This is a genomic window from Acinetobacter sp. WCHA55 (assembly GCF_002165305.2).
Lineage (GTDB): Bacteria > Pseudomonadota > Gammaproteobacteria > Pseudomonadales > Moraxellaceae > Acinetobacter.
The window spans coordinates 137,585-162,696 of record NZ_CP032285.1 but is presented as its reverse complement, the minus strand read 5'-3'; the positions used below and the strand labels follow the sequence as shown (position 1 = coordinate 162,696).

At 43.4% G+C, this 25,112-nt stretch carries 29 protein-coding genes and 2 pseudogenes; 15 read left to right on the top strand and 16 right to left on the bottom strand.

Annotated features, from left to right (window positions below; genetic code table 11):
- The first annotated feature begins 44 nt into the window (after window positions 1-44).
- On the top strand, window positions 45-338 hold the full coding sequence (locus CDG62_RS01660; protein WP_010591688.1) for a DUF1330 domain-containing protein: 294 nt from the start codon (window positions 45-47) through the stop codon (window positions 336-338).
- Window positions 339-866: 528 nt separating this feature from the next.
- Here the strand turns inward: CDG62_RS01660 and CDG62_RS01650 are convergent.
- Window positions 867-1,337, bottom strand: a complete 471-nt coding sequence (locus CDG62_RS01650; protein WP_039048263.1) for a DM13 domain-containing protein — start codon at window positions 1,335-1,337, stop codon at window positions 867-869.
- 101 nt (window positions 1,338-1,438) lie between these two features.
- Between CDG62_RS01650 and CDG62_RS01645 the strand changes: the two genes are divergently transcribed.
- Window positions 1,439-2,110 (top strand): phage integrase N-terminal SAM-like domain-containing protein, encoded by a 672-nt coding sequence (locus tag CDG62_RS01645; RefSeq protein WP_198054698.1) that lies wholly within the window; start codon window positions 1,439-1,441, stop codon window positions 2,108-2,110.
- A gap of 94 nt (window positions 2,111-2,204) precedes the next feature.
- On the opposite strand, the pseudogene CDG62_RS01640 reads toward CDG62_RS01645, so the two are convergent.
- A pseudogene (locus tag CDG62_RS01640) lies at window positions 2,205-3,548 on the bottom strand (transposase); the annotation flags it as partial.
- A pseudogene (locus CDG62_RS01635) lies at window positions 3,546-3,986 on the bottom strand (TlpA family protein disulfide reductase); the annotation flags it as partial. The pseudogenes CDG62_RS01635 and CDG62_RS01640, both read right to left, overlap by 3 nt.
- A 467-nt stretch (window positions 3,987-4,453) precedes the next feature.
- Here CDG62_RS01635 and CDG62_RS01630 point away from each other — a divergent pair.
- The 5 genes from CDG62_RS01630 to CDG62_RS19520 all read left to right on the top strand — a co-directional run bounded on the left by CDG62_RS01630 (window position 4,454) and on the right by CDG62_RS19520 (window position 7,306).
- Window positions 4,454-5,056, top strand: coding sequence for a sulfite oxidase-like oxidoreductase (locus tag CDG62_RS01630; RefSeq protein ID WP_003464980.1), 603 nt, complete (start codon window positions 4,454-4,456; stop codon window positions 5,054-5,056).
- The gene (locus tag CDG62_RS01625; RefSeq protein ID WP_002118292.1) at window positions 5,049-5,795 is read left to right on the top strand and encodes a ferredoxin reductase; all 747 of its coding nucleotides are present in this window, start codon (window positions 5,049-5,051) and stop codon (window positions 5,793-5,795) included. The genes CDG62_RS01630 and CDG62_RS01625 overlap by 8 nt, the downstream gene beginning before the upstream one ends.
- Before the next feature lie 453 nt (window positions 5,796-6,248).
- Window positions 6,249-6,521 carry a glutaredoxin 3 gene (grxC, locus tag CDG62_RS01620; RefSeq protein WP_005005995.1) on the top strand — a complete coding sequence of 91 codons (273 nt, stop codon included), beginning with the start codon at window positions 6,249-6,251 and terminating at the stop codon, window positions 6,519-6,521.
- Window positions 6,522-6,588: 67 nt separating this feature from the next.
- Window positions 6,589-6,870: a DUF427 domain-containing protein gene (locus CDG62_RS01615; RefSeq protein ID WP_003464986.1), complete on the top strand. Its 282-nt coding sequence runs from the start codon at window positions 6,589-6,591 to the stop codon at window positions 6,868-6,870.
- 169 nt (window positions 6,871-7,039) lie between these two features.
- Window positions 7,040-7,306: a hypothetical protein gene (locus tag CDG62_RS19520; protein ID WP_003464988.1), complete on the top strand. Its 267-nt coding sequence runs from the start codon at window positions 7,040-7,042 to the stop codon at window positions 7,304-7,306.
- A gap of 860 nt (window positions 7,307-8,166) precedes the next feature.
- On the opposite strand, the gene sdhC is transcribed toward CDG62_RS19520, so the two are convergent.
- Complete coding sequence (gene sdhC, locus CDG62_RS01600) at window positions 8,167-8,541, bottom strand: succinate dehydrogenase, cytochrome b556 subunit (protein WP_005005993.1); 375 nt, start codon at window positions 8,539-8,541, stop codon at window positions 8,167-8,169.
- A gap of 97 nt (window positions 8,542-8,638) precedes the next feature.
- Between sdhC and CDG62_RS01595 the strand changes: the two genes are divergently transcribed.
- Both CDG62_RS01595 and CDG62_RS01590 read left to right on the top strand, forming a co-directional pair.
- Window positions 8,639-9,714, top strand: a protein-coding gene (locus CDG62_RS01595) for an IS4-like element ISAba1 family transposase (RefSeq protein ID WP_117008103.1) whose coding sequence is annotated in 2 segments (ribosomal slippage) — window positions 8,639-9,164 and window positions 9,164-9,714 — 1,077 coding nt in all. Because the reading frame shifts where the segments join, the coding sequence is not laid out codon by codon here.
- A gap of 317 nt (window positions 9,715-10,031) precedes the next feature.
- Complete coding sequence (locus CDG62_RS01590) at window positions 10,032-10,835, top strand: DUF4942 domain-containing protein (RefSeq protein WP_005005990.1); 804 nt, start codon at window positions 10,032-10,034, stop codon at window positions 10,833-10,835.
- Between the two features lie 85 nt (window positions 10,836-10,920).
- On the opposite strand, the gene CDG62_RS01585 is transcribed toward CDG62_RS01590, so the two are convergent.
- Both CDG62_RS01585 and CDG62_RS01580 read right to left on the bottom strand, forming a co-directional pair.
- Window positions 10,921-12,053, bottom strand: a protein-coding gene (locus CDG62_RS01585; RefSeq protein ID WP_228254384.1) for an IS3-like element ISAba14 family transposase whose coding sequence is annotated in 2 segments (ribosomal slippage) — window positions 10,921-11,801 and window positions 11,801-12,053 — 1,134 coding nt in all. Because the reading frame shifts where the segments join, the coding sequence is not laid out codon by codon here.
- A gap of 263 nt (window positions 12,054-12,316) precedes the next feature.
- Entirely contained in the window at window positions 12,317-12,610 is a 294-nt protein-coding gene (locus tag CDG62_RS01580) for a hypothetical protein (protein ID WP_005005987.1), read from the bottom strand.
- A 220-nt stretch (window positions 12,611-12,830) separates the two neighbouring features.
- Here CDG62_RS01580 and CDG62_RS01575 point away from each other — a divergent pair, with 220 nt between their 5' ends.
- The 5 genes from CDG62_RS01575 (at window position 12,831) to CDG62_RS01555 (ending at window position 15,973) form a co-directional block, all read left to right on the top strand.
- The gene (locus CDG62_RS01575) at window positions 12,831-13,238 is read left to right on the top strand and encodes a hypothetical protein (protein WP_005005986.1); all 408 of its coding nucleotides are present in this window, start codon (window positions 12,831-12,833) and stop codon (window positions 13,236-13,238) included.
- Between the two features lie 65 nt (window positions 13,239-13,303).
- Window positions 13,304-13,774: a hypothetical protein gene (locus tag CDG62_RS01570; protein WP_005005983.1), complete on the top strand. Its 471-nt coding sequence runs from the start codon at window positions 13,304-13,306 to the stop codon at window positions 13,772-13,774.
- Between the two features lie 11 nt (window positions 13,775-13,785).
- Window positions 13,786-14,736 (top strand): hypothetical protein, encoded by a 951-nt coding sequence (locus CDG62_RS01565; protein ID WP_005005981.1) that lies wholly within the window; start codon window positions 13,786-13,788, stop codon window positions 14,734-14,736.
- 531 nt (window positions 14,737-15,267) lie between these two features.
- On the top strand, window positions 15,268-15,582 hold the full coding sequence (locus tag CDG62_RS01560) for a hypothetical protein (protein WP_024160774.1): 315 nt from the start codon (window positions 15,268-15,270) through the stop codon (window positions 15,580-15,582).
- Window positions 15,583-15,595: 13 nt separating this feature from the next.
- A complete protein-coding gene (locus tag CDG62_RS01555) occupies window positions 15,596-15,973 on the top strand; it encodes a hypothetical protein (protein WP_024160775.1) in 378 nt (125 codons plus the stop codon).
- Window positions 15,974-16,028: 55 nt separating this feature from the next.
- Here CDG62_RS01555 and CDG62_RS01550 read toward each other — a convergent pair whose 3' ends face one another.
- The 9 genes from CDG62_RS01550 to CDG62_RS19285 all read right to left on the bottom strand — a co-directional run bounded on the left by CDG62_RS01550 (window position 16,029) and on the right by CDG62_RS19285 (window position 21,597).
- Window positions 16,029-17,015 carry a hypothetical protein gene (locus tag CDG62_RS01550; protein ID WP_024160941.1) on the bottom strand — a complete coding sequence of 329 codons (987 nt, stop codon included), beginning with the start codon at window positions 17,013-17,015 and terminating at the stop codon, window positions 16,029-16,031.
- Between the two features lie 138 nt (window positions 17,016-17,153).
- Complete coding sequence (locus CDG62_RS01545; protein ID WP_005005975.1) at window positions 17,154-17,663, bottom strand: hypothetical protein; 510 nt, start codon at window positions 17,661-17,663, stop codon at window positions 17,154-17,156.
- A gap of 276 nt (window positions 17,664-17,939) precedes the next feature.
- Window positions 17,940-18,392, bottom strand: coding sequence for a hypothetical protein (locus CDG62_RS01540; protein WP_087528443.1), 453 nt, complete (start codon window positions 18,390-18,392; stop codon window positions 17,940-17,942).
- 5 nt (window positions 18,393-18,397) lie between these two features.
- A complete protein-coding gene (locus CDG62_RS01535) occupies window positions 18,398-18,817 on the bottom strand; it encodes a hypothetical protein (RefSeq protein ID WP_000145713.1) in 420 nt (139 codons plus the stop codon).
- A 9-nt stretch (window positions 18,818-18,826) separates the two neighbouring features.
- Complete coding sequence (locus CDG62_RS01530; protein WP_005005929.1) at window positions 18,827-19,198, bottom strand: hypothetical protein; 372 nt, start codon at window positions 19,196-19,198, stop codon at window positions 18,827-18,829.
- Entirely contained in the window at window positions 19,195-19,737 is a 543-nt protein-coding gene (locus CDG62_RS01525) for a hypothetical protein (RefSeq protein ID WP_005005928.1), read from the bottom strand. Before CDG62_RS01525 ends, CDG62_RS01530 begins: the two co-directional genes overlap by 4 nt.
- Window positions 19,730-20,236: a hypothetical protein gene (locus CDG62_RS01520; RefSeq protein ID WP_005005926.1), complete on the bottom strand. Its 507-nt coding sequence runs from the start codon at window positions 20,234-20,236 to the stop codon at window positions 19,730-19,732. Before CDG62_RS01520 ends, CDG62_RS01525 begins: the two co-directional genes overlap by 8 nt.
- A 12-nt stretch (window positions 20,237-20,248) precedes the next feature.
- Window positions 20,249-21,337 carry a DUF6685 family protein gene (locus CDG62_RS01515; RefSeq protein WP_042892355.1) on the bottom strand — a complete coding sequence of 363 codons (1,089 nt, stop codon included), beginning with the start codon at window positions 21,335-21,337 and terminating at the stop codon, window positions 20,249-20,251.
- Window positions 21,338-21,423: 86 nt separating this feature from the next.
- The gene (locus tag CDG62_RS19285) at window positions 21,424-21,597 is read right to left on the bottom strand and encodes a hypothetical protein (RefSeq protein WP_162904006.1); all 174 of its coding nucleotides are present in this window, start codon (window positions 21,595-21,597) and stop codon (window positions 21,424-21,426) included.
- Window positions 21,598-22,006: 409 nt separating this feature from the next.
- Between CDG62_RS19285 and CDG62_RS19280 the strand changes: the two genes are divergently transcribed.
- Window positions 22,007-22,192 carry a hypothetical protein gene (locus CDG62_RS19280; protein WP_058952567.1) on the top strand — a complete coding sequence of 62 codons (186 nt, stop codon included), beginning with the start codon at window positions 22,007-22,009 and terminating at the stop codon, window positions 22,190-22,192.
- Between the two features lie 40 nt (window positions 22,193-22,232).
- On the opposite strand, the gene CDG62_RS01510 is transcribed toward CDG62_RS19280, so the two are convergent.
- On the bottom strand, window positions 22,233-25,028 hold the full coding sequence (locus CDG62_RS01510; protein ID WP_087528441.1) for a type IV secretion protein DotL: 2,796 nt from the start codon (window positions 25,026-25,028) through the stop codon (window positions 22,233-22,235).
- Window positions 25,029-25,112: the final 84 nt, after the last annotated feature.

The following is a 25,112-nucleotide window of genomic DNA, read 5'->3' as shown; positions in this document are numbered from 1 at the left end:
TCACCGGTGGTAATGGCCAACAGATCCAACCTTTGAGAGGCCTAATGATGGAAGCGTTCGTCGTCTTTACGCGGGAAGAAACCAGCGACCCACATGCACTCGCAACCTATTCTGCAGGCGTCGGACCATCGTTCGATGGTCACGACGTTACCTTTCTCGCCGCTTATGGCGCGATCCAGCATTTGGAGGGGCCGCCCATCGAAGGGGCCGTAATCTTGCGTTTCCCGACGATGCAGGCCGCTCGCGACTGGTATGACAGTCCCGCCTACCAAACCATCGCTGCTCAACGCTTTGCCGGTTCCCGTTACCGCGCCTTTATCATTGAAGGGCGGCGGTGACATACCGACAGAAGCACTTCGGCGCTGACCACGAGGTATCGGCGTGTGAACTCGCATCTTGGGAATCTGTGGGGGGGACCAAGACAGCGGCGCTAGGGGCTCATATCGTCGATCGGATCAGAGAGTTGCTCGGCGAGAATGGGTTATCTATTGCCGAGCTGACGGAGCGGAGCCGCCCTCTCCCAACGGATTGATTCAATCGTTGACGCTCCTCCTATCCGGATCCGGGTTTTCGCACGCTGATCAACAGAGTTACAGCGCGCAACGCCTGTAGTGGGCATCAGGGGATGGGTGGCAATCAGGATGATTGCCCACCTTCCAACGATTAACCTTGCTCAAGTTGCTTCACTAGTCGCTCTGTGGGATTATCGAATGTAGCGTTTTCTGCGTAGCCACTGATTGCCTTAGAGTCTGAAAATGATGACATAGTTTTATTGCCTAACGTTTGACATGAGGGGCGGCCGAGGGCGACAGCCCTTGGACGTCCCTCTCGATGGAAGTGTTGGGCGTCTTTGCACTGAGCATGGACTACCTGTATTCAGCGGCAGTAATGAACTGTGAGAAAGACTCACACCAGACGATGACGGCTTTGTACTGCGAGACGTCTATTGATTCAGGCACAGGAACCACGAAGTTCTCGAAGGTACGAACATCGCCTATGCGTTTCATCTGCGGCTTCAGACGTGCAAAGTCTTTTTCCGTTTCCACGAACTCAGGAGATAGGTAGAGCTTGTAGTCAGGGCCAGGCGCTAGCTTGCCGGTGAACGCAATGCTCTTTGAGCCCACGTTCACTGTGCCTTGCCCCCAATGGAGGGCGTCACTGTCTTTGAGGTCGCGCCGGAACTCCCCCTTGTAGATGCTTTGGCTCGCTGCTAGCGAGGTTTCGGCTAGCGTGGGTGCAGTAGGGGCGGTAAGGATAGGAAGCGCATAGACACCAAGCGCGAAGCCCGCCGCGAGAACGCACACATGAGACACAACGAGAAGGATTGCTTTCTTCATTGGATGAAAGCCTCACAGATTGGATGAAGACGCCCAACTACTCTTATGCGGCAGAGGTGACACATAAGATGAAAAAAAAACTTGCTGCATAAGACACCTATTTGATTAAAAATACAACAAAAAGCATTGATTTATTTAAACTAAAATTATCATTAAACAAAAAAAATAACAAGGATAATATGATGACAACTCAGCACCCAAAACTATTCGATTTAGTTAGACAACGTATACGCTATAAGCATATGAGTTATCGAACTGAGCAAGCGTATTGTGGTTGGATAAAACGCTATGTAATTTTTCATCAAATGCGTCATCCACAAGAGATGGGTCGATTGGAAGTGGAATCTTATCTGTCACATTTGGTGAACGTGGGAAATGTTTCACAATCTACACATCATCAAGCACTTTCAGCATTACTTTTCTTATATAAGGAGGTACTTGGCGTAGGGCTACCTTGGTTACTAGAATTAAATCGACCCAATAAACCCAAAAGATTACCTGTAGCATTAACACACCTAGAGGTTCAGTCCGTTTTTAAACATTTATCAGGTATTCATCTGTTAATGGCTAAAATGCTCTATGGCACAGGCATGAGATTGACAGAGTTATTACAACTACGCATTAAAGATATAGATTTGAGTATAGGAAGTATAAAGCACCTTTTCACCCCTAAGCTGAAGTATCATACCCGAAATTGCTGCTCATTTTTATTGCCTAAGCCCCAGAATTTAGCTTCACAGCGCCTAAAGCAGGTCGTATTTTGGTCGATTTGACCGAAAAGTGCCTGGCGAATGGATCTCTAGCCGACAGTTGCCCCACCGGCCTGCCGCAAAGGCTGACAGTGCATGGATTGAGAACTTAGGCGCGTCAATTAAATAGGCAAGTCTGCGATGGGTCGAACAGGCTGGGAGTCAGTGGCGGGGCTCGCTCTGGCGGCAATTCGTGCTGTTTGGCAGCGTCAACCTTAGCGGCTTTCTGCCTGAGGTAATTAAGAATCAGCTCAATCACCTTCGGGTCTTCAATGCTTGCAATCACTTTGACTTGGCCACCGCAGTGTTCACAGACCTCGATGTCGATGTTGAAAACACGCTTGAGTCGTTGCATCCAGGTCATAGCGCGGTGGCGCTCTGCGGGGCTCTTGTCACACCAGCCAGTATCGAGACCTTCCGATTGATCGGGCTTTTTGCCCCGCTTAGCGGGTGTTACTTGAACGCGGTGTTTGCTGTTCGGTGCAAAAAGCCCGTGGAATCGAGTAAGGTTGACCCTAGGCTTGGGTACCAAAGCCGCTAGCTTGGCAATGAAATCCAGTGGTTCGAAGATCACATGCGTAGTGCCATTGCGGTAAGGGGTTTTGAGCTCGTAGCGGATTTGTCCATTGGCGGTCAATGCCAGACGCTTTTCCGAGATCGCTGGCCGACTGATATAGCGACACAGGCGCTCAAGCTTATCTCGCTGATGCGCTTCGGCCATGACACCGGCGTGTAGCGAGAAGCCGGCATAGTTCGCCACTCGGCTGTTGGTGTCGGCCTGATTCTCTCGCCCCGGTAAGGTTTGTAGGGTGAAGACCTTGCGCCCCTGCTGAGGACCGGTGGCGATGCGATAGGTCACTGATGCGCCCTGCAGTTGCGTCAGCACATCGCCTTCCTCCTCTTCCAGAGTCAACCAGGTATTCTCGGCATCGCGCTCTAATACGCCTCGCTTTTCCAGACAGCGAGCAATGCGATGGCTAAGCGTGTGGACGAGGGTATTCAGCTCATCGTGGGTCGGCGCTTTGACCCGATGGAAGCGCTGTTTACCATGGCCGTCTTCGGTGTAAATCCCGTCGAGAAACAGCATGTGGTAGTGTACATTCAGATTCAGCGCGGAGCCAAAGCGTTGGATGAGCGTTACCGATCCACTTTGTGCCGTAGCCTTGGTAAAACCCGCTTTCTTAATCAGATGGGTTGAGAGTATACGGTAAACGATGCTCAAGACCTTGCCCATCAGCTCCGGGTAACGGGCCAGCAAAAAGCGCAACTGGAAAGGAAAACTCAGCACCCATTGGCGAATAGGCTCTGCGGGAAATACTTCATCCACCAAAAGTGCGGCACTCTCCACCATCCGGCGGGCACCGCAGCTGGGGCAGAAACCACGCCGTTTGCAGCTGAAAGCGACCAAACGCTCGTGATGACAATCTTCACAGCGCACACGCAAAAAGCCATACTCTAGCTCCGCGTCGAGATGGAAGTCCGAGAAAACAATGCTACCGCCAGCGTCGATAACCGTAAACCACGGAGTTCCTCGTGTGCGGTAGTCTTCCATGAAGGTTGGAAACGGCGAGCCGGTCGGTTGCTCGTCGTGACCGAAAACGATAGGAAGCTCATACTTGAGCTGGTTCACGCGCAACTTCTCGAAGGTATTCTCATGCGTTCCTTCGAAGACGGTCTGGATCACTGCGAACCCCACGTCTTTTGAGCTCAACGCTGCATGCAACTTTTGTAGCGTCGGAAACCCATGCAAATGGCAACCTTGGCACCAATGCTGGAAGGCAAACAAGATTTTCGGGCCGGGCCCGATATCTGACAGTTTGAACGGCGCGATACTTTCCCCATCTTTGCCAATCCATTTTTGCACCCGCAGCTCAGGCGCTTGTCGTTCGATCTCGTTCATCTGATCCTCCAACCCCGATACAGAAGCTTAGTGGATGATCGCGCGTCGCGACGGTGCGCGAACGTCCGACCTTATTTTCCCTATTTCCTGAAGCCAGAATAGATCAGATCGACATTTCGTCCTTAATATACTCAAGCTGCCGGCGAGCGCGAACTGGGCAACCATGCGCTGGTGAGCCTTGAGCTTTGCACGCTGCCCATCCGTTTGAGAGCGAACCTGCAACTTCCGCTCCGCATACCGCAGATCAGCGTACGCAGCCTTGGGGTTATCTACCCTATAGCCATTGGGTATTGGGAATCATGCTGGCCTGACGCTATGTTCGATACGCGATTTTTTACGATGATAGAGCATCTGTATCTGATTTTTAGTCGATTGGCTTATTCGGCGGATGTGCGGGCAAATGCTTTACGCAGAGTACTGAAATGAAGGCCGGCTTCGGTCTGCCGTATCGAGCAAGAGGGGTCACTATGGTCACCAGAGGTTTCACCGGTCGCGGTTCAGGCGACCAGTCCGATCGGATTCCGCCAGGTCAGCATCTGGTGGAGGATTTCCCTGTTCTGTCGGCCGGCCCTACGCCGAGGGTAGAGCCCTCCGACTGGAAATTCACAGTCAAAATTGGTCCGAAGCCCGTCAAAACGTGGAATTGGGGCGAATTCAACACTCTACCAAAGACCCAGGTGACAAAGGATATTCACTGCGTCACCTCTTGGTCCAAACTGGATACCGTTTGGGAGGGTGTACTCATTGAAGACATCCTTGCAGATGCAGAGCTTGATCGGCCTACCGATTTCGTCTTGGCGCACTGCTACGATAATTATTCGACAAACGTCCCTCTGACGGATCTGCTTTCCGGGAAAGCGATGGTCGCCCTCAGTTATGCGGGCAAGCCACTTTCCCGCGATCATGGGGGGCCGGCGCGTCTTCTAGTGCCGCACCTTTACTTCTGGAAATCCGCCAAATGGGTGAATGCGCTGCAATTCACGACGCGTGACGAGGCCGGCTTTTGGGAGCTGCACGGCTATCACATCTACGGCGATCCGTGGCGCGAACAACGATACACCCATGACTGAAAACGAAGCGCAAGTCCGTTCGTGGCAATCATGCGTGATCGACGACATCATCCAGCAAACACCGAGTATCAAGAGCTTCTTCCTTCGGTTGAGCAAGCCGTTCGCGCACACCGCAGGTCAGCACGTCGATATCCGGCTGACCGCGCCCGACGGCTACAGTGCAATGCGCAGCTACTCGATCGCGTCATCGGCAGTTTCGACCCCGATCGTCGAGATAGCTATCGAGCGCATGCCGGATGCCGAAGTTTCGCCGTTTTTTCACGACATCGCGGCGATTGGTGACGAAATCGAAGTTCGCGGTCCGCTCGGTGGCCATTTCCTTTGGCCTGAGCCTGCCATAGATCCGGTTCTGTTGATCGGGGGAGGCTCCGGCCTCGTGCCGTTGATGGCAATGATCCGGCAGCGCCGCGCATTGGCCCAAGCCGTTCCGACAGCGTTGCTCCTGTCCGCACGAACCGCCGAGGACGTTCTCTTCTCAGAAGAACTTCATTGCATCGAAATCAGCGATCCGGCGTTCGTCCTGGCGCTCGCGATTACGCGCGAGAAACCGGTTCGCGCATCGGACTTTGCGCGACGGATCGACGGCATGATGGTCCAAGAAATTCTAACCAGGCTTCAGGGAAAGCCGACGCAAGTGTTCGTCTGCGGGTCTAACGGATTCGTCAACATCGCAACCGATAGCGCGCTGCTGGCGGGCTTGGACGCCTCCATCATCAAGACGGAGCGCTACGGGGGCTAGCGGCGCGAGCTATCTCACGTCGCGCCGATCGTAGACGTGCGCCCTGGGAAGCTTTGGCGATCAACGTGAACCGTTTTGCCGAACACAGTCTTCGTACCCCCCGGCCTCTAGAACGCCTTCGCTCGCGATACCTGGCTCGACATCAAGCTCAATTTGAAAGTTCCTGCACTATCCGTCGTCCTGATATGCTCGACCAGCATGATGGGCGATTCGAGCGGGACCGCTTCCGTCCCAATCGAGGCTCGGTTACCTTAGAGCATCGGCTCGGCGCTACAGGAGGCGCGTGCGGCCTCTGCCTGGCGGTGAAAGCACTTTGGGCCATGTCGCCTGGATAGCGGCCAATCGTCAGCATCTGCTCCGATGTCGGCCAAGGTGCAGTCGCCATCTTTGAACGCCGCGAATTGGAGATCAACGCCATGACAGCGATCCGCGTGCAACTGCCGGAGATGCAATATGACAACTGATGTATTGCTGTACACCACGAATTGGTGCCCGTTCTGCCGCCGAGCGAAGGCGCTCCTCAAGGAAAAGGGCGTGCGATGGAAGGAGCTCGATATTGAGGCGGATCCGGCTCACCGGCAGGCCATGGCGGAAGCGTCGGGGCGAAGCTCCGTGCCGCAGATCTTCATCAATGGCACCCTTATCGGTGGCTCCGATGAGCTATTCGCGCTCGATGTCAGAGGCGAGCTCGACAAACTTCTCGGGCGCAACCCGCCTGCCACCTGAGGAGGTGCGGCTTGGGGCAGCCAGCCCGCGAGCCTTCGCCGGTTGATGAATACAAAAGGAGAGTCCGTTGGTCTCAGCCATCTGGAAAGACACTACTATCGCCACAAGCGACGAAACAGTCATCGTCGAGGGAAATCACTACTTCCCACCGTCAGGAGTCGACCTGAGCCTGCTTGAGATGAGCCCGCACACATCTGTCTGTCCGATCAAAGGCGCCGCGCGCTTCTTTCATGTTCGCGCGGGTGACGCGCTCAACGTGAACGCCGCTTGGACCTATCCCGCCCCCACTCCGGATGCCGAGGGTATCCGGGATTACATCGCTTTCTGGAAAGGCGTGGACGTTGCCTAGCAGACTGGACGGACGACTTCGCTGATAGCCATGCGGGCGCCGACATCTCAATTATCCTGCCCACCCCGGGCCTCGTCGGCTGCAGGAATCTGCCCGGCACCTTAGCGCGACCCGGCACTGGCGGTCTCGCACCCGCCGCGCCTCTGTTCTATCAATAAGGATGGATGACATGGAGCATTCCGAGTTCGATGCCGCTTTCGCGAAGCTTGCGGAGGGATACAGAGAAGGGACTTATGAAGGCCGGCGTTTCAGCTTGATCGTCCGGCGATCTGGGGACGGACGTCGCAACAGTCTGTTCGCCAGGGAGTTGGACGGGACTGACATTGTCAGCTTCAACCTCTTCCGCGTTACATCAGATAGGACATTGTTGAAGCCGTGCGAAATGTCCGCCGAAAAGGTCGTAGCGTTCGTGCTGGAGTTCCGACCGGACACCTGACGGGCAGAAGAAGATCCCGGCCAACCGGCGCGCCTGCGACGGCCGGCTATCTAAGGCTGCGCAAGCCTATAGCCGCAGCTCATTGCACTTCGTCTGGCGAGGAATTCAACATCGATACGTCGCCATCCGCGGGGATATCGGTACAGGCGCCCGTGTAAGCCAGATTGAGAAATCCTAAGCGATGACTAACACCAATGACGCCACCCTTCCGACACATTCTATTCTTGAGGAATGCACAGCGATGGCTGTCGTCAACGCTCTGAAGATTATTCTGAAGAACAGCTACGCGATCTACCTTAAGACAAAAAATGCCACTCGGGCGCATCCCGCCCCTACTTCAGGGACTTTCACTTGCTTCTCGCTCTGTCACTCACAGCATCGGCACGCCCATGACGCATGGTATCCAGGCCTCATAATTTTCCCATATAACCTTCTTGTCTTTTGCGCACCCAGAAAGACTCGAGGCTTTAACTGGACAGATGAGCCCTCGAGGGTAGTGTTCACCTGATTGGCTTTCTCATATCTGATGTTGATTCGCACAGTGTGCCAACCAGGTGATAGTTTCAAAAAACCTGCGCTTCAGAGCGAATTAGACGATCTTCGATAAGAGCGATCCGCCTCAAAATCCAAAACATCTAACATTGTCCTAGAGCCATATTTGTACCTAGTACTATGGCGCTCCCATTAACACATTTGATGATGCACAGAAAACTTAGCTCATGATAGCTTTCAGCTAACAGCTATTCGGAAGCCCGAAAGGATTCAACCGTTTAAGCGTGAACCGTCGATTATAAATACTTTCGTAAGTTAGCTTTAAAGGACGCTTTTAGTCCTTGTAAATACGCATTACGACTCCACAGCTACCAAATCCATACGGCGCCAGCAACCATTAAAACACCCGACACTACTAAAACAATAGTAGAGGCGCGATTGCTGCCTTTCAAAGTATGACCAACACCCACATCCATAACTAGGTGTCGAATTCCGGCTACGAGATGATAAATAAATGAAGAGTATACCAACCAGAAACTAACTTTGCCGAAAGGTGAAGAAAAAATCTCCTTGACTTCATTAAAACCCTTTTCTGACTCCAACGATTTGCTCAGCATATACAGTATCAGTCCCAGAAAAATAAAGAGCATAATTCCTGAAATCCGGTGCAGAATCGATGTAAGCGCCGTGAGAGGAAGCTGAATGGTTCGAATATCAAGATTAACCGGCCGCTTTTTATTCATTTTGACTCCAGTCAACAATTCTAGTGGGGGATTTCAGTTTTCGATCTCATTCATCATAGCAGCTGTAACTAAGGCTGGCGGCGACAATAATGGAGATATTCTATATCTTATCTTAAACAAATCTCTAAAATGGAACAAGTCACATTTAAAGTGCTTTGCGCTCATCATGCTTGTGATTATTTTAAAGCAAACATGTAATCTTTCTTCTGCATCTAAAGCCTTGCCCATCAAGTGCTTACCACAATCATTTTATCGACGTATGCAGCGCTTCTTTGCAGGTCAGTATTTTGATTATCGTCAAATTTCTCAGTTGATTTTCAATATGTTTTCATTCGACCAAGTGCAACTGACTTTAGATAGAACCAATTGGAAATGGGGAAAACGAAATATTAATATCCTGATGCTCGCAATCGTTTATCGTGGAATAGCGATACCTATCCTTTGGACATTGCTTAATAAACGTGGAAATTCAGATACGAAAGAGCGTATTGCTTTGATTCAACGCTTTATAGCCATTTTTGGTAAAGACCGTATTGTGAATGTGTTCGCAGACAGAGAGTTTATCGGTGAGCAGTGGTTTACATGGTTAATTGAACAAGACATCAACTTCTGCATTCGTGTTAAAAAAACTTCATTGTCACCAATCATTTAGGAAAGAATCATAAAATTAGTGATTTATTTCGCCATCTTAAAGTTGGTCAAATTGAATGTCGTAAACGACGGATTTTGGTTGGTCGGGTGAAACTATATATAAGTGCACTACAGTTAGAAAATGGAGAGCTTTTACTCGTCGTTTCTCCTCAGTTTAATGCCAATGCTATTCAGGATTATGCATTACGCTGGGAAATTGAAACCTTATTCAGTTGTCTCAAAGGACGCGGGTTTAATCTTGAAAATACGCGCTTGACAGACCCTAGACGAGTGAAAAAATTGATTGCGGTGTTAGCTATAAGCTTCTGTTGGTGTTACTTAACGGGTGAATGGCAACATGATCAAAAAAAAGCGATAAAAATAAAGAAGCATGGACGACTCTCAATGAGTTTATTTCGCTATGGTTTAGACTATGTTCAAATGGCGATTCAGCGTTTAATTGGTTTTGGGAAAAAAGAAGAGTTTAAGGAAATTTTGGCAATTTTAAGAAGGCAGAATCCTGATAGGATAAGGGTTCTGTGAAATTTGTCGTGTACAGAGTTTTTTCATTTAACAATATCCTCATTACAGATTTTTATAGCATTGGTATTTGTTCGATCAGTTGAGAACATAACTGAATGTTGTTTTTTCATAAGCATATCGACATCATCATTTATGAGTAGAGGTAATAAGGAATTTTAAAGGTTGAGCCATATTCCACTACACCAAGTTTTAAGCGTTGTGCTTATTTAATTTAATTATAGTGAAAAAGTTAGCTTATAAATTTTAAAAAAAAATTAATGACCATGGTTTTTATTAAAATATCTATATAGACAATTAAGCTAATTAGGTGGGCAATTATGAATATGTTGGTAAATATAAAAAGAGAAGTGCAAGCATCTGAATTAGACTTTATTGAAGTCGAAAAGCTAATTTTGCAATGCGAAAAAGCAAAATCGTCAATAAAGGTTATTTATGAAAGCATCAAAGATATTGAACTTGATGCTTACCAGATTGTGAGTGCAATCACCCGAAAATCATATTCATCATCATTCAATACTGAAGAATCTGCTTTAAAACAAATATCGTCATGCTTCTGGAGGAAGTTAACTGAGATCATCAATCTTAGAAACTTTATATCTGAAAAAGAATATGATGCGTTGTCAGATAAAATTGCTCGTCATGAAATTGAAGATTTCACGATGGATAACGTGAATGTATTTTTAGAATCTATCTGGTCTACGCGCCACATGGCATATGCTCGTAAAGTTGATTCATTGTTTTGCCAATTATCAAGCAAATACAAAACCAATCTTGGTGCTGGTATTAACCCGTGCGTGATCATTCATCACAATAGCTACCATTCTTATTGCAGACGAGATAATTTAGTGGAAGAAGTACGCTTTATAGCAAGGCAGTTATTTGGCAAGCCTTTAGACCACACTAGATTAGATAAACTCAGGTTAGATCGTGGTATCTGGCATAGCATTGATGATAATTTATTACGCATTAAGATCTACGAAAACGGTAACTGTCATATCTTGTTTAATCAATGCGTAGTTGATCGCATTAACCAGGTATTAAACCTGTTATATCCGAATCAAATTGGCATAGATCCAAATGTAAAACACAAACGCCGTGCGTATGATGAACCCATTTTATAAAGCTCATTAAAAAACCATCAATTGAGAGGTGGTCCCACTTGTTTGAACAACTAAAAGCGTATTTATAAGTGATATTCCGCTCTAGTTAAGCCACCTTGTTTTGTTGGGGTAGCTGATCATAGTAAAACTCATTTGGTGTCATTTTGTCTAGACTCGAATGAGGTCGTTTCAAATTATAAAACTCAAAATATGCACTTAATTGCTTTTTCGCATCTGTGACACTGCTATAAGCTTTGAGATACACCTCTTCATATTTAACGCTCCGCCATAATCGTTCAACCATCACATTATCTACCCATCGACCTTTACCATCCATACTGATTTGAATGCCATTTGATTTCAATACATCAATAAATGCATCACTGGTAAACTGGCTGCCTTGGTCTGTATTAAATATTTCAGGTCGACCATATTTTTCAATCGCTTCATTTAAAGCCGAAATACAAAAATCCACCTCCATACTAATCGATACCCTATGCGCAAGTACCTTGCGGCTATGCCAATCAATCACAGCACATAAATAAACAAAGCCTTTTGCCATAGGGATATACGTTATATCCGTAGACCACACTTGATTACTGCGCTGAATAGCCAACCCTTTGAGCAGATATGGATATTTACGGTGAGCTTGATTAGCCTGGCTTAAATTTGGTTTGCAATATAACGCCTGAATACCCATTTTCTTCATTAAAGTACGTGTATGACGTCGTCCTATATGATGCCCTTGACGATTCAACAAATCACGCATCATACGACTGCCTGCAAAAGGATATTGCATATGTAATTCATCAATACATCGCATCAGCTTCAGATCTGATGAGCTAACAGGTTTTGGGCGATAATAATAACAACCACGAGAGACTTTCAGTAACTTAGCTTGTTTAGATACTGAAATCTGAAGTGAGTGATCGATTAACTTTTGTGGTTGAAGCGGCCCAGTTTCTTCAACACACCTTCTAAAAAATCAATTTCTAATGCCTGCTCACCGATTTTTGCATGTAGTTTTTTTAGATCGATGGGTGGTTCTGATGGAGCTTTTGATTGATCGAAAGCTTGCGAGGAAGCTGAGATCAATTGATTTTTCCAGTCAATAATTTGGTTTTGATGAACATCAAACTCAGAACTCAATTCAGCAAGTGTTTTTTCTGCTTTGATCGCAGCAAGTGCTACCTTAGCCTTAAAATCATTTGAATGATTTCTTCTTGGTCTACGTGCCATAAAATACTCCATATATTGATGTTTATAACATCATTTGAGGAGCAGAGTATCACTTATAGGAGTTGTTCAAATTTCCGGATCCATCTCTATTGTTATTGTGGTTTTTTTTTAGATATATACGGTACTAATTTTGCGATCGTGCCACTGGTGAACATACACTGACCATATCACTATGGATACTTGGGATAAATCATATCCCTTAAAGGCAGATTTAAATTTAGACTCCATTTTTCGGAGCTGCATTCTCTTATCACGAGATGGCTCTAATTCAATATCCCCAATGAATTGAGAATTGCAATAAGATCTTGTTCAGGTGTATCAGCAAGCACCGTCACGTTATAGCCACCGCTAAACTGGTGTAATTCAGCACAGTACTCAACATCAGACGCCGTGAGTACCAATTCAACATCAAAATATTGAATCACTTTAAGCACCTGGTACTTTGCTTTAAAGAATCCGTTGTTTTCAGCTAACTTCATCGCTTCAGCAATGGTGATGTTTTCAAGCACAAGACGGTCTTGAGCTGGTTCATCTTCATATGTTTTAAAACTTAACAATTTAATTAAACTTAATTAATTAACTAATTGCTCGTTAAATTATTCTTAATGCATTACGGCGATACGGCTAATAGAAAAATCATATTAGTACGCAAGCGATGTTTTTTAATTGATTAAAAAAGATTGAAAATCTTATTTTTCGAGAAAAGTTTGCCAGGTTGTGTTTTCCCATAAAATGAAACTATCAAAAGCAGAAAGCTTAAAACTTGGAGTGAACAGCATGTCAAATTTAAACGCTCAATCAGTACAGTTACAAGGCACTTTATACATCGGTTTCCCTAAAACTTTTAGCGGTGCTCACATGGAAACATTGTTTGATGAAATCTCAGATTACATCGACAACAACTGTGATTTAACCCTTGCGGATCTTCAAGCGGATAGTGACTATGCTCAACTTCAATTTCAACAGCACATGCCGACATTGGCTGATAAAACAAATTTCTTCTTCATGGACGTTGAAATCTACGTTGCAACATTAAAAGAAAACTTTGGTCATACATCAGTACTCGACCAAGTTACCTCAGTAAATATCTTTGGCAAAAACCTTGAAGACATTTGCACGTTAATGGCTCAAAACGGCTACGCATACGACCGTATAGAAGATTGTTGGTCACGCGAACTTTCTTAATTCAATTCACCCATACGCACGGATAACGTGCGTATGCCACTGAATCACATTTGAGGATATAAACCATGCAAAACCTAATTACAGCGCATTGCGAGCTAACCATCAAACATGATGAAAAACAGCAAAAAAATGTCGGGCCTGTTGTTGTGACGTTTGGGGCGATCTTTACTGCTGAGTCGGTGAATGAACTGTTTTGCGCTATATGCCAAGACGGAATCAGATTTAAAGCAATCTATAACCCCGACAATATGTATTTTTTACGCCATGAGCTAAGCCCAATTGCTGATTTGTCAGTTAAGACAGACCAAGACGGCAACATTATTGTCAGTGTGATTGCATCCACTAGCCCATATTTTGAGATCAAAGTACTAAAAAATGGTTTTACCAACTCAGACACCTTAAATAGTTCTGCGATTCGCACGTTGGTTCGCAACCATCAAAGCCCATTCCAAGAGCAAATTTCTGACTACTTTGAAACAGACCAAATTTTTAAAACCATGCAAGCAATTTTTGCACACACGTATTTAAGCCGATAAGGAACTTCACCATGACGACCGCTACTGCTACCGCTGAAAAGACCGTGTTCAAACGTGAAACGTTGGAGCTGAAGAACATCCATGTTTACACCCAAAACGACCGCATTAACCAAAAGAGTCGCGTTGGCGACCGTGCATACGACAATGGATTAGTGAAAGACATCCTGTTCAGCCCTATGCTTTGGGCTACCCCTGAATTTTCATCTAGCTATGTTACTCAGATTCAAATTAAAGGCACACGCATTTATGATTCACTTTGCAGTTATACTGGCGTTCGCACCTATTTTTATAAGTTGTCAGACAGTGAGTTTGGGTGCATGTATCAAAAACGTCCGTACCCACAAAACGACTTTCTCTTAATTTTTGCAAACTTAACGCAAATGTTTAACGATGCAGTTTGTTACTTTGGAAACAACAGTAATAAAAACGCTTTTAAAAGTCTAGATTTTGACATCGAATGCGGTGTTTCACGGTTCAATTTACAGCAACGCTTATTAGAGTTTTATAAGAAGTCTAAACGCCAATTGACCATCAGTGAAACAACAAGCGGGATGCTTGGTGACTCGAATCTTCGCTATAACATCTTTGTTCGCAACCAACCAAAATTGGACAAACACGGCAAGCCGTTAAAATGCACCAAAAAACTCATTAAGCTGTACAAAGAGCGTGGCACAGTTGCGATCTATGGCGGTGACTGCATTTCACCACTCAAGCTCGTTAAACACCAACAAATCAAGCTAGAGAGCGAAAATGGCAAGTTTTCATATACGACTGACTTCATCACGTTGTACTCAGTAGAACAAGACATGTACACCTTATATATTCCCTATTCAGTACTTAATGAAAGCTACGGAACAACTAATAAATTTTATGGTTTGCATCTCACCCAAGAAGAAGCAGAAAAAACCATCCCGAAATTATTAGAACGTACTCAAAAGTATTTAAACCATAAAAAAGGTTAATACCCTTGCGTTGATCAGCTAATTGATCAACTGCTGGCTTTATAAACGCAAACGATGTTTTTTTAATTGATTAAAATAATCCAAAACTTAATTTTGATAATTCAGCACCCATAATTCTACTAATGCATTTCCATCAAGCCTTAATTCAAACCATATTCAATTAACAATGAATTAACACCACTACGGCGTTATTTCTTAAATGTGGTATATGGCTTTACCCACCCCCTACTCGTCTATGGCTAATTGTTCCAGTGTCAGTCAAAAAATGAAATATAATTCATTCTCAAAAATGAGAATCTGTTCACAAATGGGAACGCGAAGCAGCCTTAATTTTAAAAATACCAGTTCATCTAGACTAAATTTGAGTAAGTCTGATTAATATTGAATAAAAAACCTAAGTTTTTCGCCGTATGTTTTAATCTTCAAGGGTTTAACTTTAATGAAATTTTTTTAAATAAACTAATTTAGTGGATTTTGACCGTTATAATGGTTTTATCTCGAGGCATATTGCCTTAAACTTGGAGCCGTGTGATGTTAAAACTATCTAGTATCTTTTCTCATGAAGCTAGGATTGAATCCCTTGTTATTCAATTTGAAGCCGATTATCAAACTGCACTAAAGCAAGGTTTAGATATTTACTTTGGCGTTGGCTATGCAACTAATGAGGATAGTCAATCTATACAGGCGTATCTTGTGAAAGATAAGGAGATTTATAAAAAGCATTACTGGAGTTGGGAATACCCAAGAACACCACACAAAATTGAAAAAACTAAAGCTGAGCACCGCCATTGGTTAAACCTAGCTGATGTACGAAACGCTGCGCTCGAGGCGAATATTACAAAATAAAAAGGTAATCTAAATGATAAAAAAAAGTGTGGGTTTTGAACGTGCTTCTGATGTTCAAGCCATCGTTTACTCAGTAAAAGATGGATCTGCAGTTTTTGTCGTACCAAATGGCTTTGTGGTGCTGGAGGTTCCATTGTCACAAACTCAAGCCGAGTACTTCAAGATGTATGAGAAGTCACCTAATGTATTTGTGTTGTACGGTAAGGCAAAATTCCATTACGTGTGTGATTGTGAAGTTGAACTGGTTGGCTTTAGTATAGAAAAATCTAAGCTAACAAATCAATTGGTCAATCCAAGCTTATTTAGCCACATTGATAAACCTGCAGTCAGTATAGATTGCATCTATGATGATATGTCTGCACCAACTATAAGCCCTGGCTTTTATTGTTAATTAGCTGGTATAAAAGATGCCCGAAATTCGGGCTTTTAATTTGTCTGAAGACAAGTTATTTCAACTCGCACGGCGCTTTAATTCTGATGTTATTTGCCCAAGAATAAACATCCGAACCTTTTTGTGGGAAAGGCTGACTCTTAGAATACTGCAACCAACACACCGAATTATGGGTTGGATCTTGTGCCTTACGTTTTTCACGTAATTTAATCAGGCTTTCTCTTAACGCTGCAGTATCGTATTTTGGATCAAGTGACATAAAACCTACCGCAAACAGATCCGCATAAGATTCTCGCCATAGTTGCGTTTTACCGCTACTTTCAGCCGTTACAAAGGTAGATACATCATCCATCTTTACTTTGGACCGATCAGACGGCGCAATTGAATTTAATGCTTTAAGTGGCTGGCCAAGTTCACCAGGCACATCGGTCGCACGATCTAAACAGTGAGATAACTCGTGCGCTAATATCAGCATTTCCCAATCGTTGTAGCTTACATCGGTTTTTGCTTCTTTATACATGGTGTTCATGCTGGTTTTAGACATATTCACCAGGCAATATCCTGTACTAGATCTTAATGAAGCTGGAGAAGCTTGCGGTATATCTAAGGAAGTTAAAGCCCAACTTTCGTTAAAGTCACCTAACACAAGTGGCGCGTTGTAGTTTTCCTTGGCAAACTTTTGTAGTTGATTGAAGTTACTACCCGGTACCATCGCAGCAATATGGTCATGGTTGAACTGTTTCTTTTCTAGCGTTTTGAAACACCATATAAAACCATATGACAGTAGAAACATTAGGAGTGGAACAACAGCAACAGAGAGCATAAGTAGCTTAAAGTTTTCGTCTAGTCGCTTGGTTCGGTCTTTGGTCTTAATATAAGGTGTTGCCAAGCACCAGCTGAGCACTACTGTCATCAATATTAAAATAACAAGAAAAGTCATGGTGTAGCCAACTGGTTCAATAAACGTAAAGGCAATCCACGCATAACAAGTTAGGACGGTTAAGGTCCACAAAATGATGTTTAAAATGATTTTTGTTTTCACGCAGTTAGCATCCCTAATCTATAAAAATAAATGTGGCCCATTAAACGGGCCATATTGAGTCTGTTCTCTTCATCATCGCCAATCTGGTCGATATAAATAATTAACAAATCATCAAAGCTAAAAACTTTTCTTAAAAATTTAAGTTGGCTGTACACCAGGATAATCGTTGTAGTTGCCATCAATAAATTGATTGGTCGATTTACTGACATCATACCAAATCGGCATGCATTTCGACTTGTCACTTTGATCGATGGCCATGTATGGAAGTCCTAATTCGTTTTGAATCAATTCAGCACCCATAAATGGCTCAAGAACCTTCATAGGAATGGAAAACAAACACTCAACATACCCATTATCATGAATGACCTTCCGACTGGCTTTAGAAGCACTGTCAAAGCGCAATGCATTCCACAAGTGAGAAGCTTCATTGATGGTATGTGGTTGTTTTAGGTAATTAGGATTTTCAGACGCATAGATCGACAGTGTATTCACATCAATCATCAGCTTAAGTACACCTGAACCGACCATATGTTCAATCGGTATATACAGCATGATAGCGCCGTATCCTAAGCTTCGTTTTTTAGCATCTGGATGTTCACCAATACCACCAATAACGCTATGAATAAGAATAGGTAGAGTTGTGTTCATTTTATAAACCTTTCAATAGTTTTGTAGCTCTTTATACATTTGATACCGCGTATAGCAGATATATAACACGGCGATGTTAATAGAGATTGCATAAAGAATGATGATCAGGTTGGCACCCGATAATTCATCATATAAGGGCGAATAAAACGCATAAACGACTGAGAGTTCAGACATTAAAATCCAAAAAAAGCGGATAGAGGGGATATATCTAAAAGCTTCACTTTTTGCTTAATTTGTTTTTGCTGACTCATATTTCTCACCATTAGATTACAGCCATTAATATTGATTAATGACTTCATCCATCACATAAATTGAGTAGTTGTACTGGTCTAAGCGATATTTGCTTTCTTCAGTATGTTCACTGGCCAATGCTTGTAGTTGAGTTTCGTTCATGGAAGAAGCATAGCGGTTACGGATTGATTTAAGCTGGCTCAATTCTAAACGTCCAGTACTCTTGGTCAGATTGCTGACAGTTGTGAATAGATCCTGGTCATATTCTTGCAATTCACCATACAGCCAAGCAAGGTGTTCTGCATTGATGTATGGGTTATTTTTTTCATAGTAGTTTTTCAGTTTGAATAAACTCAAACCACATATGAACACAGCAACCATAAGGCTAATGACAAGCCCCTCACCGAGTTTAAGTAGGTATAGGAATATAAAGATACTAATCACGCCAATGGCAATAGAGATATATCGCATGGTTTGATTTTGGAACATTTCTAACATGGGCATTACTCACTTTTTGTAATGTTGTTTTGATAAAGATGGTCTATTTGAGCGATGGCAAGTTTCATGCGTTCCGTGGTGCAAGTCAGGTCGTCATCAAAACGATGGTTGAATTCAACAATCCCCTGTTCTTCCATGTCTTGCATTTCACGCTTAGCATTACTTAAGCCTTTTTCTATACCAACCAGATTCAAGTTAAAGAAGTCTTCTAGTAGCTTTTCACTCTCAATGATTTGTTTGAGCTCAGTAACATAGACTTCAGTTTTCTTTTTGCTGATTTCCGCAGCCATCGCATAACGAAAGTTGCCGTTTACAACAACAGTTTTGAGATCTGGTGAATATTCGTTGTATTCACTTGGAATTCGACTAACGGACTGGACGGCGTGACTCCAGCCATACTTCTGAAAATATTCAATTCCCGTCATGGTATATACCTACGATTGTTCTTTTTTAAGTTCAATAACAGCCAATAACGCTTTGTTTTGGCGTTCCAATTCATATTGTTTTTGACGGTCTACATTTTGGCGATCGAAAAGTTCTCTAATCTGCTGTTTGTAGTGGTTGTCATAGTACGAATAGGCTTTACGTTCTGCTTTTCTACGTGCAATGCGAACTTTGGGATGCCAGTTGAATTCTTTGTCGTCTGCATAACCCCTCATGAACTCAACCAGTTTGCTATCACCACGCATTTTACAAACCTTAATGAAGCCCATTTCTAAAACTGTAATTGGCGCACGGCGCGGATCTCCAAACTCCCAACGCCGTTTAATCCCAAAGCCACACATCTCTATTTGAACCGTAATCATGGTTTAACCTTTATCAAATGTTTGAGCTTCTGGATCTTCGACATTAAATCTGGACCATCACTTTCATGGTAAACAAGGTGTTCATTAACGAATGTGATAAAAGCATCCAATTCAGTTTGAATCGTTGCCAATTGATTGCGTAACCACTGGCATGTGGCTTCATCTTGTTTTATCGCCGTTTCAAGCAATCCTCTCGCATGTTCATAGGCATTTGCCTCACCTTGCGCCACCATATCTGCAGATGATTTCCAATCGCCCCATTTCTTATTCCAAAAGTCATCGAGCAACTGCAGTAATTTTTCCACTTCCAATTGGTCATCGCTGATGGCTGGTGTTTGCATTTGATAGATAGATTTTTTAGTTTCTACTTCACTTTGCATCCAACCATCACGAAAAGCTTCCCATTTCGCCTGATGCACCCAAGAAGAATAATTGCCACTGGCCAACAGACTACCGACCACGCCGTATCTATTTTCAAAAGCGCTACGAGCTTCAATTTCTGAAGCAATGTTTTCATTAGTATTTTGCGTATCAATCATGCTGACTATCCCCATGAAGCAAAGGCACTTGTAATGAGATTTTTGTTTCCTTCATCTCATGAAGTTTTTGAATCGCACGTTCTGGATCTATCACCCATGCATCAAAGAGAAGTTGAGTGACAAAAGAAAACTTCTCACCAACTTTGCGGAACGGTGCGCCGTGGCTATTCAGGAATTGTTCAAACACAAGATATTGCTGTTCGATGGCCTGGTTAAGTTCAAACAGGTCAATACAGCCCTCTAGCAAGTTGTACTCACCTGAAGCATTCGGCATAAACATCCATTTACGCTCATGGGTTAAGCCATCTACATGTAGGTAGGCATGTTTGTTGAGACTAGTCCACTCAGGTTTCATCATGACGTAGGTGTTGTACTCGTCATCTTCAAGATAGTTGTAGTGGGTAGCATCAACGGGTTTCTTTGCTAAAACAGAAATGGCCTGTTCAAGTGTCAGACCGAGAATGAGTGCATGTGGTGTAGTTGATGATTGGTGATCCATATTCCCTACCCCTTAGATTGTCGGGCTAGTCGGTTTAGGACCACTCAAACAAACTTCGTTTTGAACGTGATTGTAGATCTCAGCCAAGTGAGGGCGTGTGCTAAAAAATTGATCTTTTGATGTATCAGAGAGGTTAGCACTCATGATGGTGAGTAGTGCTTCATTTTTGAATTGCGCTTGAACCGCCGTCTTTAATGCACCATTCAATGAAGCATGCAGATTGTTGAATAGCGAAATAACACGGGCATTCTGATCATTCTTTTTGAAGAAGATAAAATTAACTTCACGTTCACGGAAAAACACCAGCTGATATTCAAGCCCTGATTCTGATAAATCATTCCCCATATCAATCAATGCATCATCTGGTACGGCGAACGCAGCGTATTTTGAATCAAAGTTTTGAAGTGCTTTATTTGAGATTAGATTCAAACTTACTTTGCCTTGAATCGGCACACATTGGCTCAGTTTCTTAGCCAAGTAATGTGCAGCAGCCATGTGATGTGATCCACCAGCATTTTGAACAAAAATCTTAGGACTCCAGCCATAGATAAAAAATTGATCAGTGGTTGTATCTGGAGAGTTCAATAAACGGATTTCTGGCCATAACAACATTCGATCTAAATTTTCCATACTCACATCACTAATGTAATCAGGGCATGCGTTTTTTACAAAATCATCAATGCTACGGTACTGGCTTAAATCCGACTTGGAATTTGAGAAGCCCCCAATTTCAGATAGGTCAAGTAAGCATGGTGTTTCAAGATGAATGATTTCTGCAAAAATCGGGTTAAATACTTCAGCCAATTCTTCAGCAAAGGTAGAGATGTAGAACGGCTTATGATTTTGCGTATCTTGACCAAGGTAGCTGATGGAATCGTTATCTTTGGCATGTGGATTCAAAACAATGTTTTTGCCTGGTACAAAATTAGTAGGAGATATACCAGTCATACAAAGAGAATCTTTGATTTGATGAAAAGGGAAAACATCGGTCATGGCGATGCTGTCAGAATTGACTAAACGGGTATCAATAAAGGGTTTTAACTTGAGATTCTTATAAAGCTTATGTTTTGCTGAAAATACCGAAAGTAAAGTGTCTAACATTTTAAGCACTCCATTGATTAATGCTTTATTAAAACTAATAAAGATATATTAATACAGAAAGTGCTTATAAGTATTTTTTTGGAAAATTAATTTAAGAATTGCGGTTGAGTGGTATTAGTTGCAAGTGGTTGTACGGCGTTGTTATCGACAGACTTTGAGTACTGTTGCACTTCAACAATTCGCACACCTTTAACGTGTAAACGTGTTTTATAGTCAGTCATTCCAAGTGTTTGTAAGTTGTCTAGCTGTTCTTTAGTCATTGCCTATATCCTGTATATTGGATGTGATTTAAGGGCAATTTAATTGATGTATTAAGGATTGTAAAGGGTAAAACACAGTTCATTAAACTTTTTATGAAATGGTATATACCGATTAAGCCTAAAACAAAACAAGGTTTTAAGAAGTGGTTTAGTTATGTTTAAGAATATGCACGTTAAAACTAAGTTATTATATTAAAATGCATCTAAACTAGGGTTAAAACCAAACTGGATGCCAATATGTGTTCAAACATTGAATCTTACGCCGTGAACCTATCCAATGTACCTAAAGCTATCTCTTGCTTGAATATGTATGACTTTCAAACGTTAGCACTAGGACCAACCTATTTACCCCGATTTATCACTTGCAGATCGCCACATTCCATATACGGCGCTATTGGTTGCATTTGATGTGAATGCGTCTGAAAAGTTTCGCTTAATCGAAATGATGGTGCCTGAAGCCATTCCGCTGTCGCAGTTGTTGTTATTGGCCATATTCAATGAAACGCCGTATAAGAGCGAATATGAAATAGCCCAATACATGCCGAGTGATGAATTAAGGCGTATTAAGTACAAACAGCTCACCCAAAAAAACTAAAGGCTGGATAACCAGCCTTATGTCTTCTACATGGATGCGTTTAGTCATCCTTTTTTTTGATTGTAATGCCTGATCGTAATGAAGCTGAAGAACCTTTTGAACCAAGTATCACCAACAATTTTTCAAAAGTAACGCATTCGTGCGAGAACGGGTTTTTCATCAAAGCTTTTTCAAACTTAGCTGCATACTGTTGTTCTACGAATTCCATTTCATTTTTAGTGCTATGTGAGATGGCTTGATCAAGACTGGCTTTGTTTTCCGCAATGTATTGTGTCTGATCTTCAGGTTTTACATGGCGTGGTATCTGAACAAGCTGATATTCAGTAATTGGAGCTACTGTTAAATCCTCATATCCCATTAGGATCTCTTTCAATTCATCATAGTAGCTGTCTAGGTTCATTGGTGTGATAACGGCGCGAGTCACAGTTTCAGCATCACTTTCCTGTTGAGCCTGTTCAGGTTCGCTTATACGTTCACCATAGATATTAAATTCAGCATCAAGATCCGCATTGTTGTAAGCACCAGCTTCTACTTGAGGTGAAATATCAGAACCCCTACCGAAGTACTGCAACTGTTTTCGGTTCTCAATAGTCTGGTCTTTATCACTTGCTTCTTTTTGTGCTGAAACAATACTTTCACGGTGTTTTTGTTCTTTGGAGATTTCACCTTTCGCCGTGGACGAAGACATTACTGTTCTTTGACCAGGTGCCATCCCTTCAGGTGTGATGGATTCAAGACGTCTTGCTTCAAGAATCTGATGTACAAAATCTTGAGTAAAGTCTTTTACCGTGTTGTTGTTTTCGTACAAGGTGTTATTGAGCTTTCTGCAGATCTCAAAATCACCAAGCGCCGTGACATTGGCAGATGAATTGTTGTCTGTCAGTAGCGTGTGTTTTTCCTCAATCTCATGAATGAAGTCTTCAATTTTTAAAGTAGGATCGTAGATTTCAGATTTTTGGATATTGAAGATTGGGCAAAGGTCATTTAAGCGTAAGTACTTGGGTTGAGTATCAGCCACATAGAACGCCAACATTGATACGATTTTAACGTCTGAAGTTTTACCACCTTCCCCTTTAGTTGATATGAGCAAGGTAAATTCGCCGTTGTGCTGTCCGGCAATTTGTTCAATTGTCACACGTTTTTCTTTGGCGAACTGGACTTCTGTTTGTGGTACCGAACGGTTGAATACTAGACCTTGATACATATTGATTGAGTTAACTTTACCTTGCCACTCTTCACCAGCAAAACCATCAACCAATTTGTATGTTGTACTTTCAGCACCCGAAGTAGTACGTCCAATGGCTTTAACGGTCGTGTTACCCCATGTAGCAGCTGCTTCCTCTTTAGATCCACGTTCAATATCTTCAAATGTTTGAGCACCGAACGTAATAGAGAAGTTAAGCGAACGTGCCTGAGCTGGTAAAACCGAAGCACCGACAATAACGATGTAGCCCCATTCGTCCAAAAATAGCTTAAATGAAGTAGAGGCGTTGGTTGGTCGTGCGTCAATAATGGCACGGCGTAAACCTTCCATTTTGTTACCAAGGGAACCAGCCATCATTTGTTTAATTGAGCCAATGATTAATTTTCCGAGCATTTTGAGTGAGTCTGGTGAACGCTCAAGAGCTGGTAATGGCACAGTTAAGATACGGCGGTTAAGTACAACGTCAAAAATATCAATATCACCGCCATGCTCTACACCAAAGATGTGACCATAGTTAAACGTCAAGTCGTTAATCGCCTTGGTTAACTGCATGGTGATATAACCGTGTTGCTCACGGGTTTTGGTTTCTTGTTTCTTTAACTTTTTAGGGTTGCTTGAATAACCAGGTAATGAAACGAGGTAGCCTTGAAGCTGTTCAGCCACACGTTCAAAGTCAATCCCGTATTTATCGTTATGACAAAATACCAATTCTTCAAGTGCTTCAAGTTCCATGTATTGCGTGAATACTTTTGGTGAAAGCTGAATGAAGCCATTGTCACGTAGATAGACCAAAACTCGTGTAAGTGCAGCGATAAAGGCCATCGCACGACCTTTCCACATGTCACCACCGCCACCGCCTGAGTCATCAAGCAAGTTGATCAAGAATTCAATCAACATCCCTGAGCTGGTGTTGCTCATTTGGTTCATTGAGTTGGTCATCTTGTCGGTTTGTGCACGTAGCATGTTACGACCTGAGGTAATGAAGTTGATCGTTAATAGATCCTCATTACGCCCAAAGCGGTTACATAAACGATAGTGGTCTTGTTGAGCCTTGGTATCACCTTTTGCGTCTACAAAGATATAACCTGAGTTTTGTACGTACTGGTTGGCACAGTTACCTAGCATGTATTCTGTTTTACCCGAACCCGTAGTACCTAACACAATTTGATGTGTACGGTCATCGGAGTTGGATGCATAAACAGGTAGACCAGTTTCACGGCAACGACCAAGGTAAGTCACACCCTCACCTTGTAGCTTATCGCGATTGGTACGTGCGTATTCCAAAAAGGCTTTTGGATTGTCCAGTACGTCATCTTTTACGCGTGATGTAATGTCAGTTGACGCATCCAGTGAGTTTGAATGCAACGGCGCACGGAATGGCCACTCAAAAAAGTAATCATTCGGATGTGTGTAGCGTTTTAATAGGTAATACGCGATCCCTATAAATATCTCACCGCCAAACGGAACAACAAACAAAATAACTGCAATAGCACCAAGAACGCCAACCAAATAATTAGCGCCGTCTGGCGCTGTAAGTTTTAAATGGATTTTCTCTAAGCCTGATCGTGTATCACGCTTAAGCGAACTAGGTCTGAACTTTGTTTGTGTGCCGTATTTTTGTGTAGAAGCCATACTTTGCGACCTACTCTTTTATCTTCAGGATAATAGGCAAAGTCGTTGTTTAACGACCTTACCCATATCCAAGCACTTCAATGT

What these genes read in the sequence shown, in the direction of transcription:
- sdhC (WP_005005993.1), bottom strand. Translation starts at nt 8,541, where the DNA reads ATGAATAAAAAGCGGCCGGTTAATCTTGATATTCGAACCATTCAGCTT.
- grxC (WP_005005995.1), top strand. Translation starts at nt 6,249, where the DNA reads ATGACAACTGATGTATTGCTGTACACCACGAATTGGTGCCCGTTCTGC.
- CDG62_RS01560 (WP_024160774.1), top strand. Translation starts at nt 15,268, where the DNA reads ATGTTAAAACTATCTAGTATCTTTTCTCATGAAGCTAGGATTGAATCC.
- CDG62_RS01625 (WP_002118292.1), top strand. Translation starts at nt 5,049, where the DNA reads ATGACTGAAAACGAAGCGCAAGTCCGTTCGTGGCAATCATGCGTGATC.
- CDG62_RS01525 (WP_005005928.1), bottom strand. Translation starts at nt 19,737, where the DNA reads ATGATTGATACGCAAAATACTAATGAAAACATTGCTTCAGAAATTGAA.
- CDG62_RS01650 (WP_039048263.1), bottom strand. Translation starts at nt 1,337, where the DNA reads ATGAAGAAAGCAATCCTTCTCGTTGTGTCTCATGTGTGCGTTCTCGCG.
- CDG62_RS01535 (WP_000145713.1), bottom strand. Translation starts at nt 18,817, where the DNA reads ATGACGGGAATTGAATATTTTCAGAAGTATGGCTGGAGTCACGCCGTC.
- CDG62_RS01520 (WP_005005926.1), bottom strand. Translation starts at nt 20,236, where the DNA reads ATGGATCACCAATCATCAACTACACCACATGCACTCATTCTCGGTCTG.
- CDG62_RS19520 (WP_003464988.1), top strand. Translation starts at nt 7,040, where the DNA reads ATGGAGCATTCCGAGTTCGATGCCGCTTTCGCGAAGCTTGCGGAGGGA.
- CDG62_RS01530 (WP_005005929.1), bottom strand. Translation starts at nt 19,198, where the DNA reads ATGATTACGGTTCAAATAGAGATGTGTGGCTTTGGGATTAAACGGCGT.
- CDG62_RS01570 (WP_005005983.1), top strand. Translation starts at nt 13,304, where the DNA reads ATGCAAAACCTAATTACAGCGCATTGCGAGCTAACCATCAAACATGAT.
- CDG62_RS19285 (WP_162904006.1), bottom strand. Translation starts at nt 21,597, where the DNA reads ATGACTAAAGAACAGCTAGACAACTTACAAACACTTGGAATGACTGAC.
- CDG62_RS01545 (WP_005005975.1), bottom strand. Translation starts at nt 17,663, where the DNA reads ATGAACACAACTCTACCTATTCTTATTCATAGCGTTATTGGTGGTATT.
- CDG62_RS01630 (WP_003464980.1), top strand. Translation starts at nt 4,454, where the DNA reads ATGGTCACCAGAGGTTTCACCGGTCGCGGTTCAGGCGACCAGTCCGAT.
- CDG62_RS01575 (WP_005005986.1), top strand. Translation starts at nt 12,831, where the DNA reads ATGTCAAATTTAAACGCTCAATCAGTACAGTTACAAGGCACTTTATAC.
- CDG62_RS01555 (WP_024160775.1), top strand. Translation starts at nt 15,596, where the DNA reads ATGATAAAAAAAAGTGTGGGTTTTGAACGTGCTTCTGATGTTCAAGCC.
- CDG62_RS01590 (WP_005005990.1), top strand. Translation starts at nt 10,032, where the DNA reads ATGAATATGTTGGTAAATATAAAAAGAGAAGTGCAAGCATCTGAATTA.
- CDG62_RS01660 (WP_010591688.1), top strand. Translation starts at nt 45, where the DNA reads ATGATGGAAGCGTTCGTCGTCTTTACGCGGGAAGAAACCAGCGACCCA.
- CDG62_RS01540 (WP_087528443.1), bottom strand. Translation starts at nt 18,392, where the DNA reads ATGTTAGAAATGTTCCAAAATCAAACCATGCGATATATCTCTATTGCC.
- CDG62_RS01515 (WP_042892355.1), bottom strand. Translation starts at nt 21,337, where the DNA reads ATGTTAGACACTTTACTTTCGGTATTTTCAGCAAAACATAAGCTTTAT.
- CDG62_RS01510 (WP_087528441.1), bottom strand. Translation starts at nt 25,028, where the DNA reads ATGGCTTCTACACAAAAATACGGCACACAAACAAAGTTCAGACCTAGT.
- CDG62_RS01565 (WP_005005981.1), top strand. Translation starts at nt 13,786, where the DNA reads ATGACGACCGCTACTGCTACCGCTGAAAAGACCGTGTTCAAACGTGAA.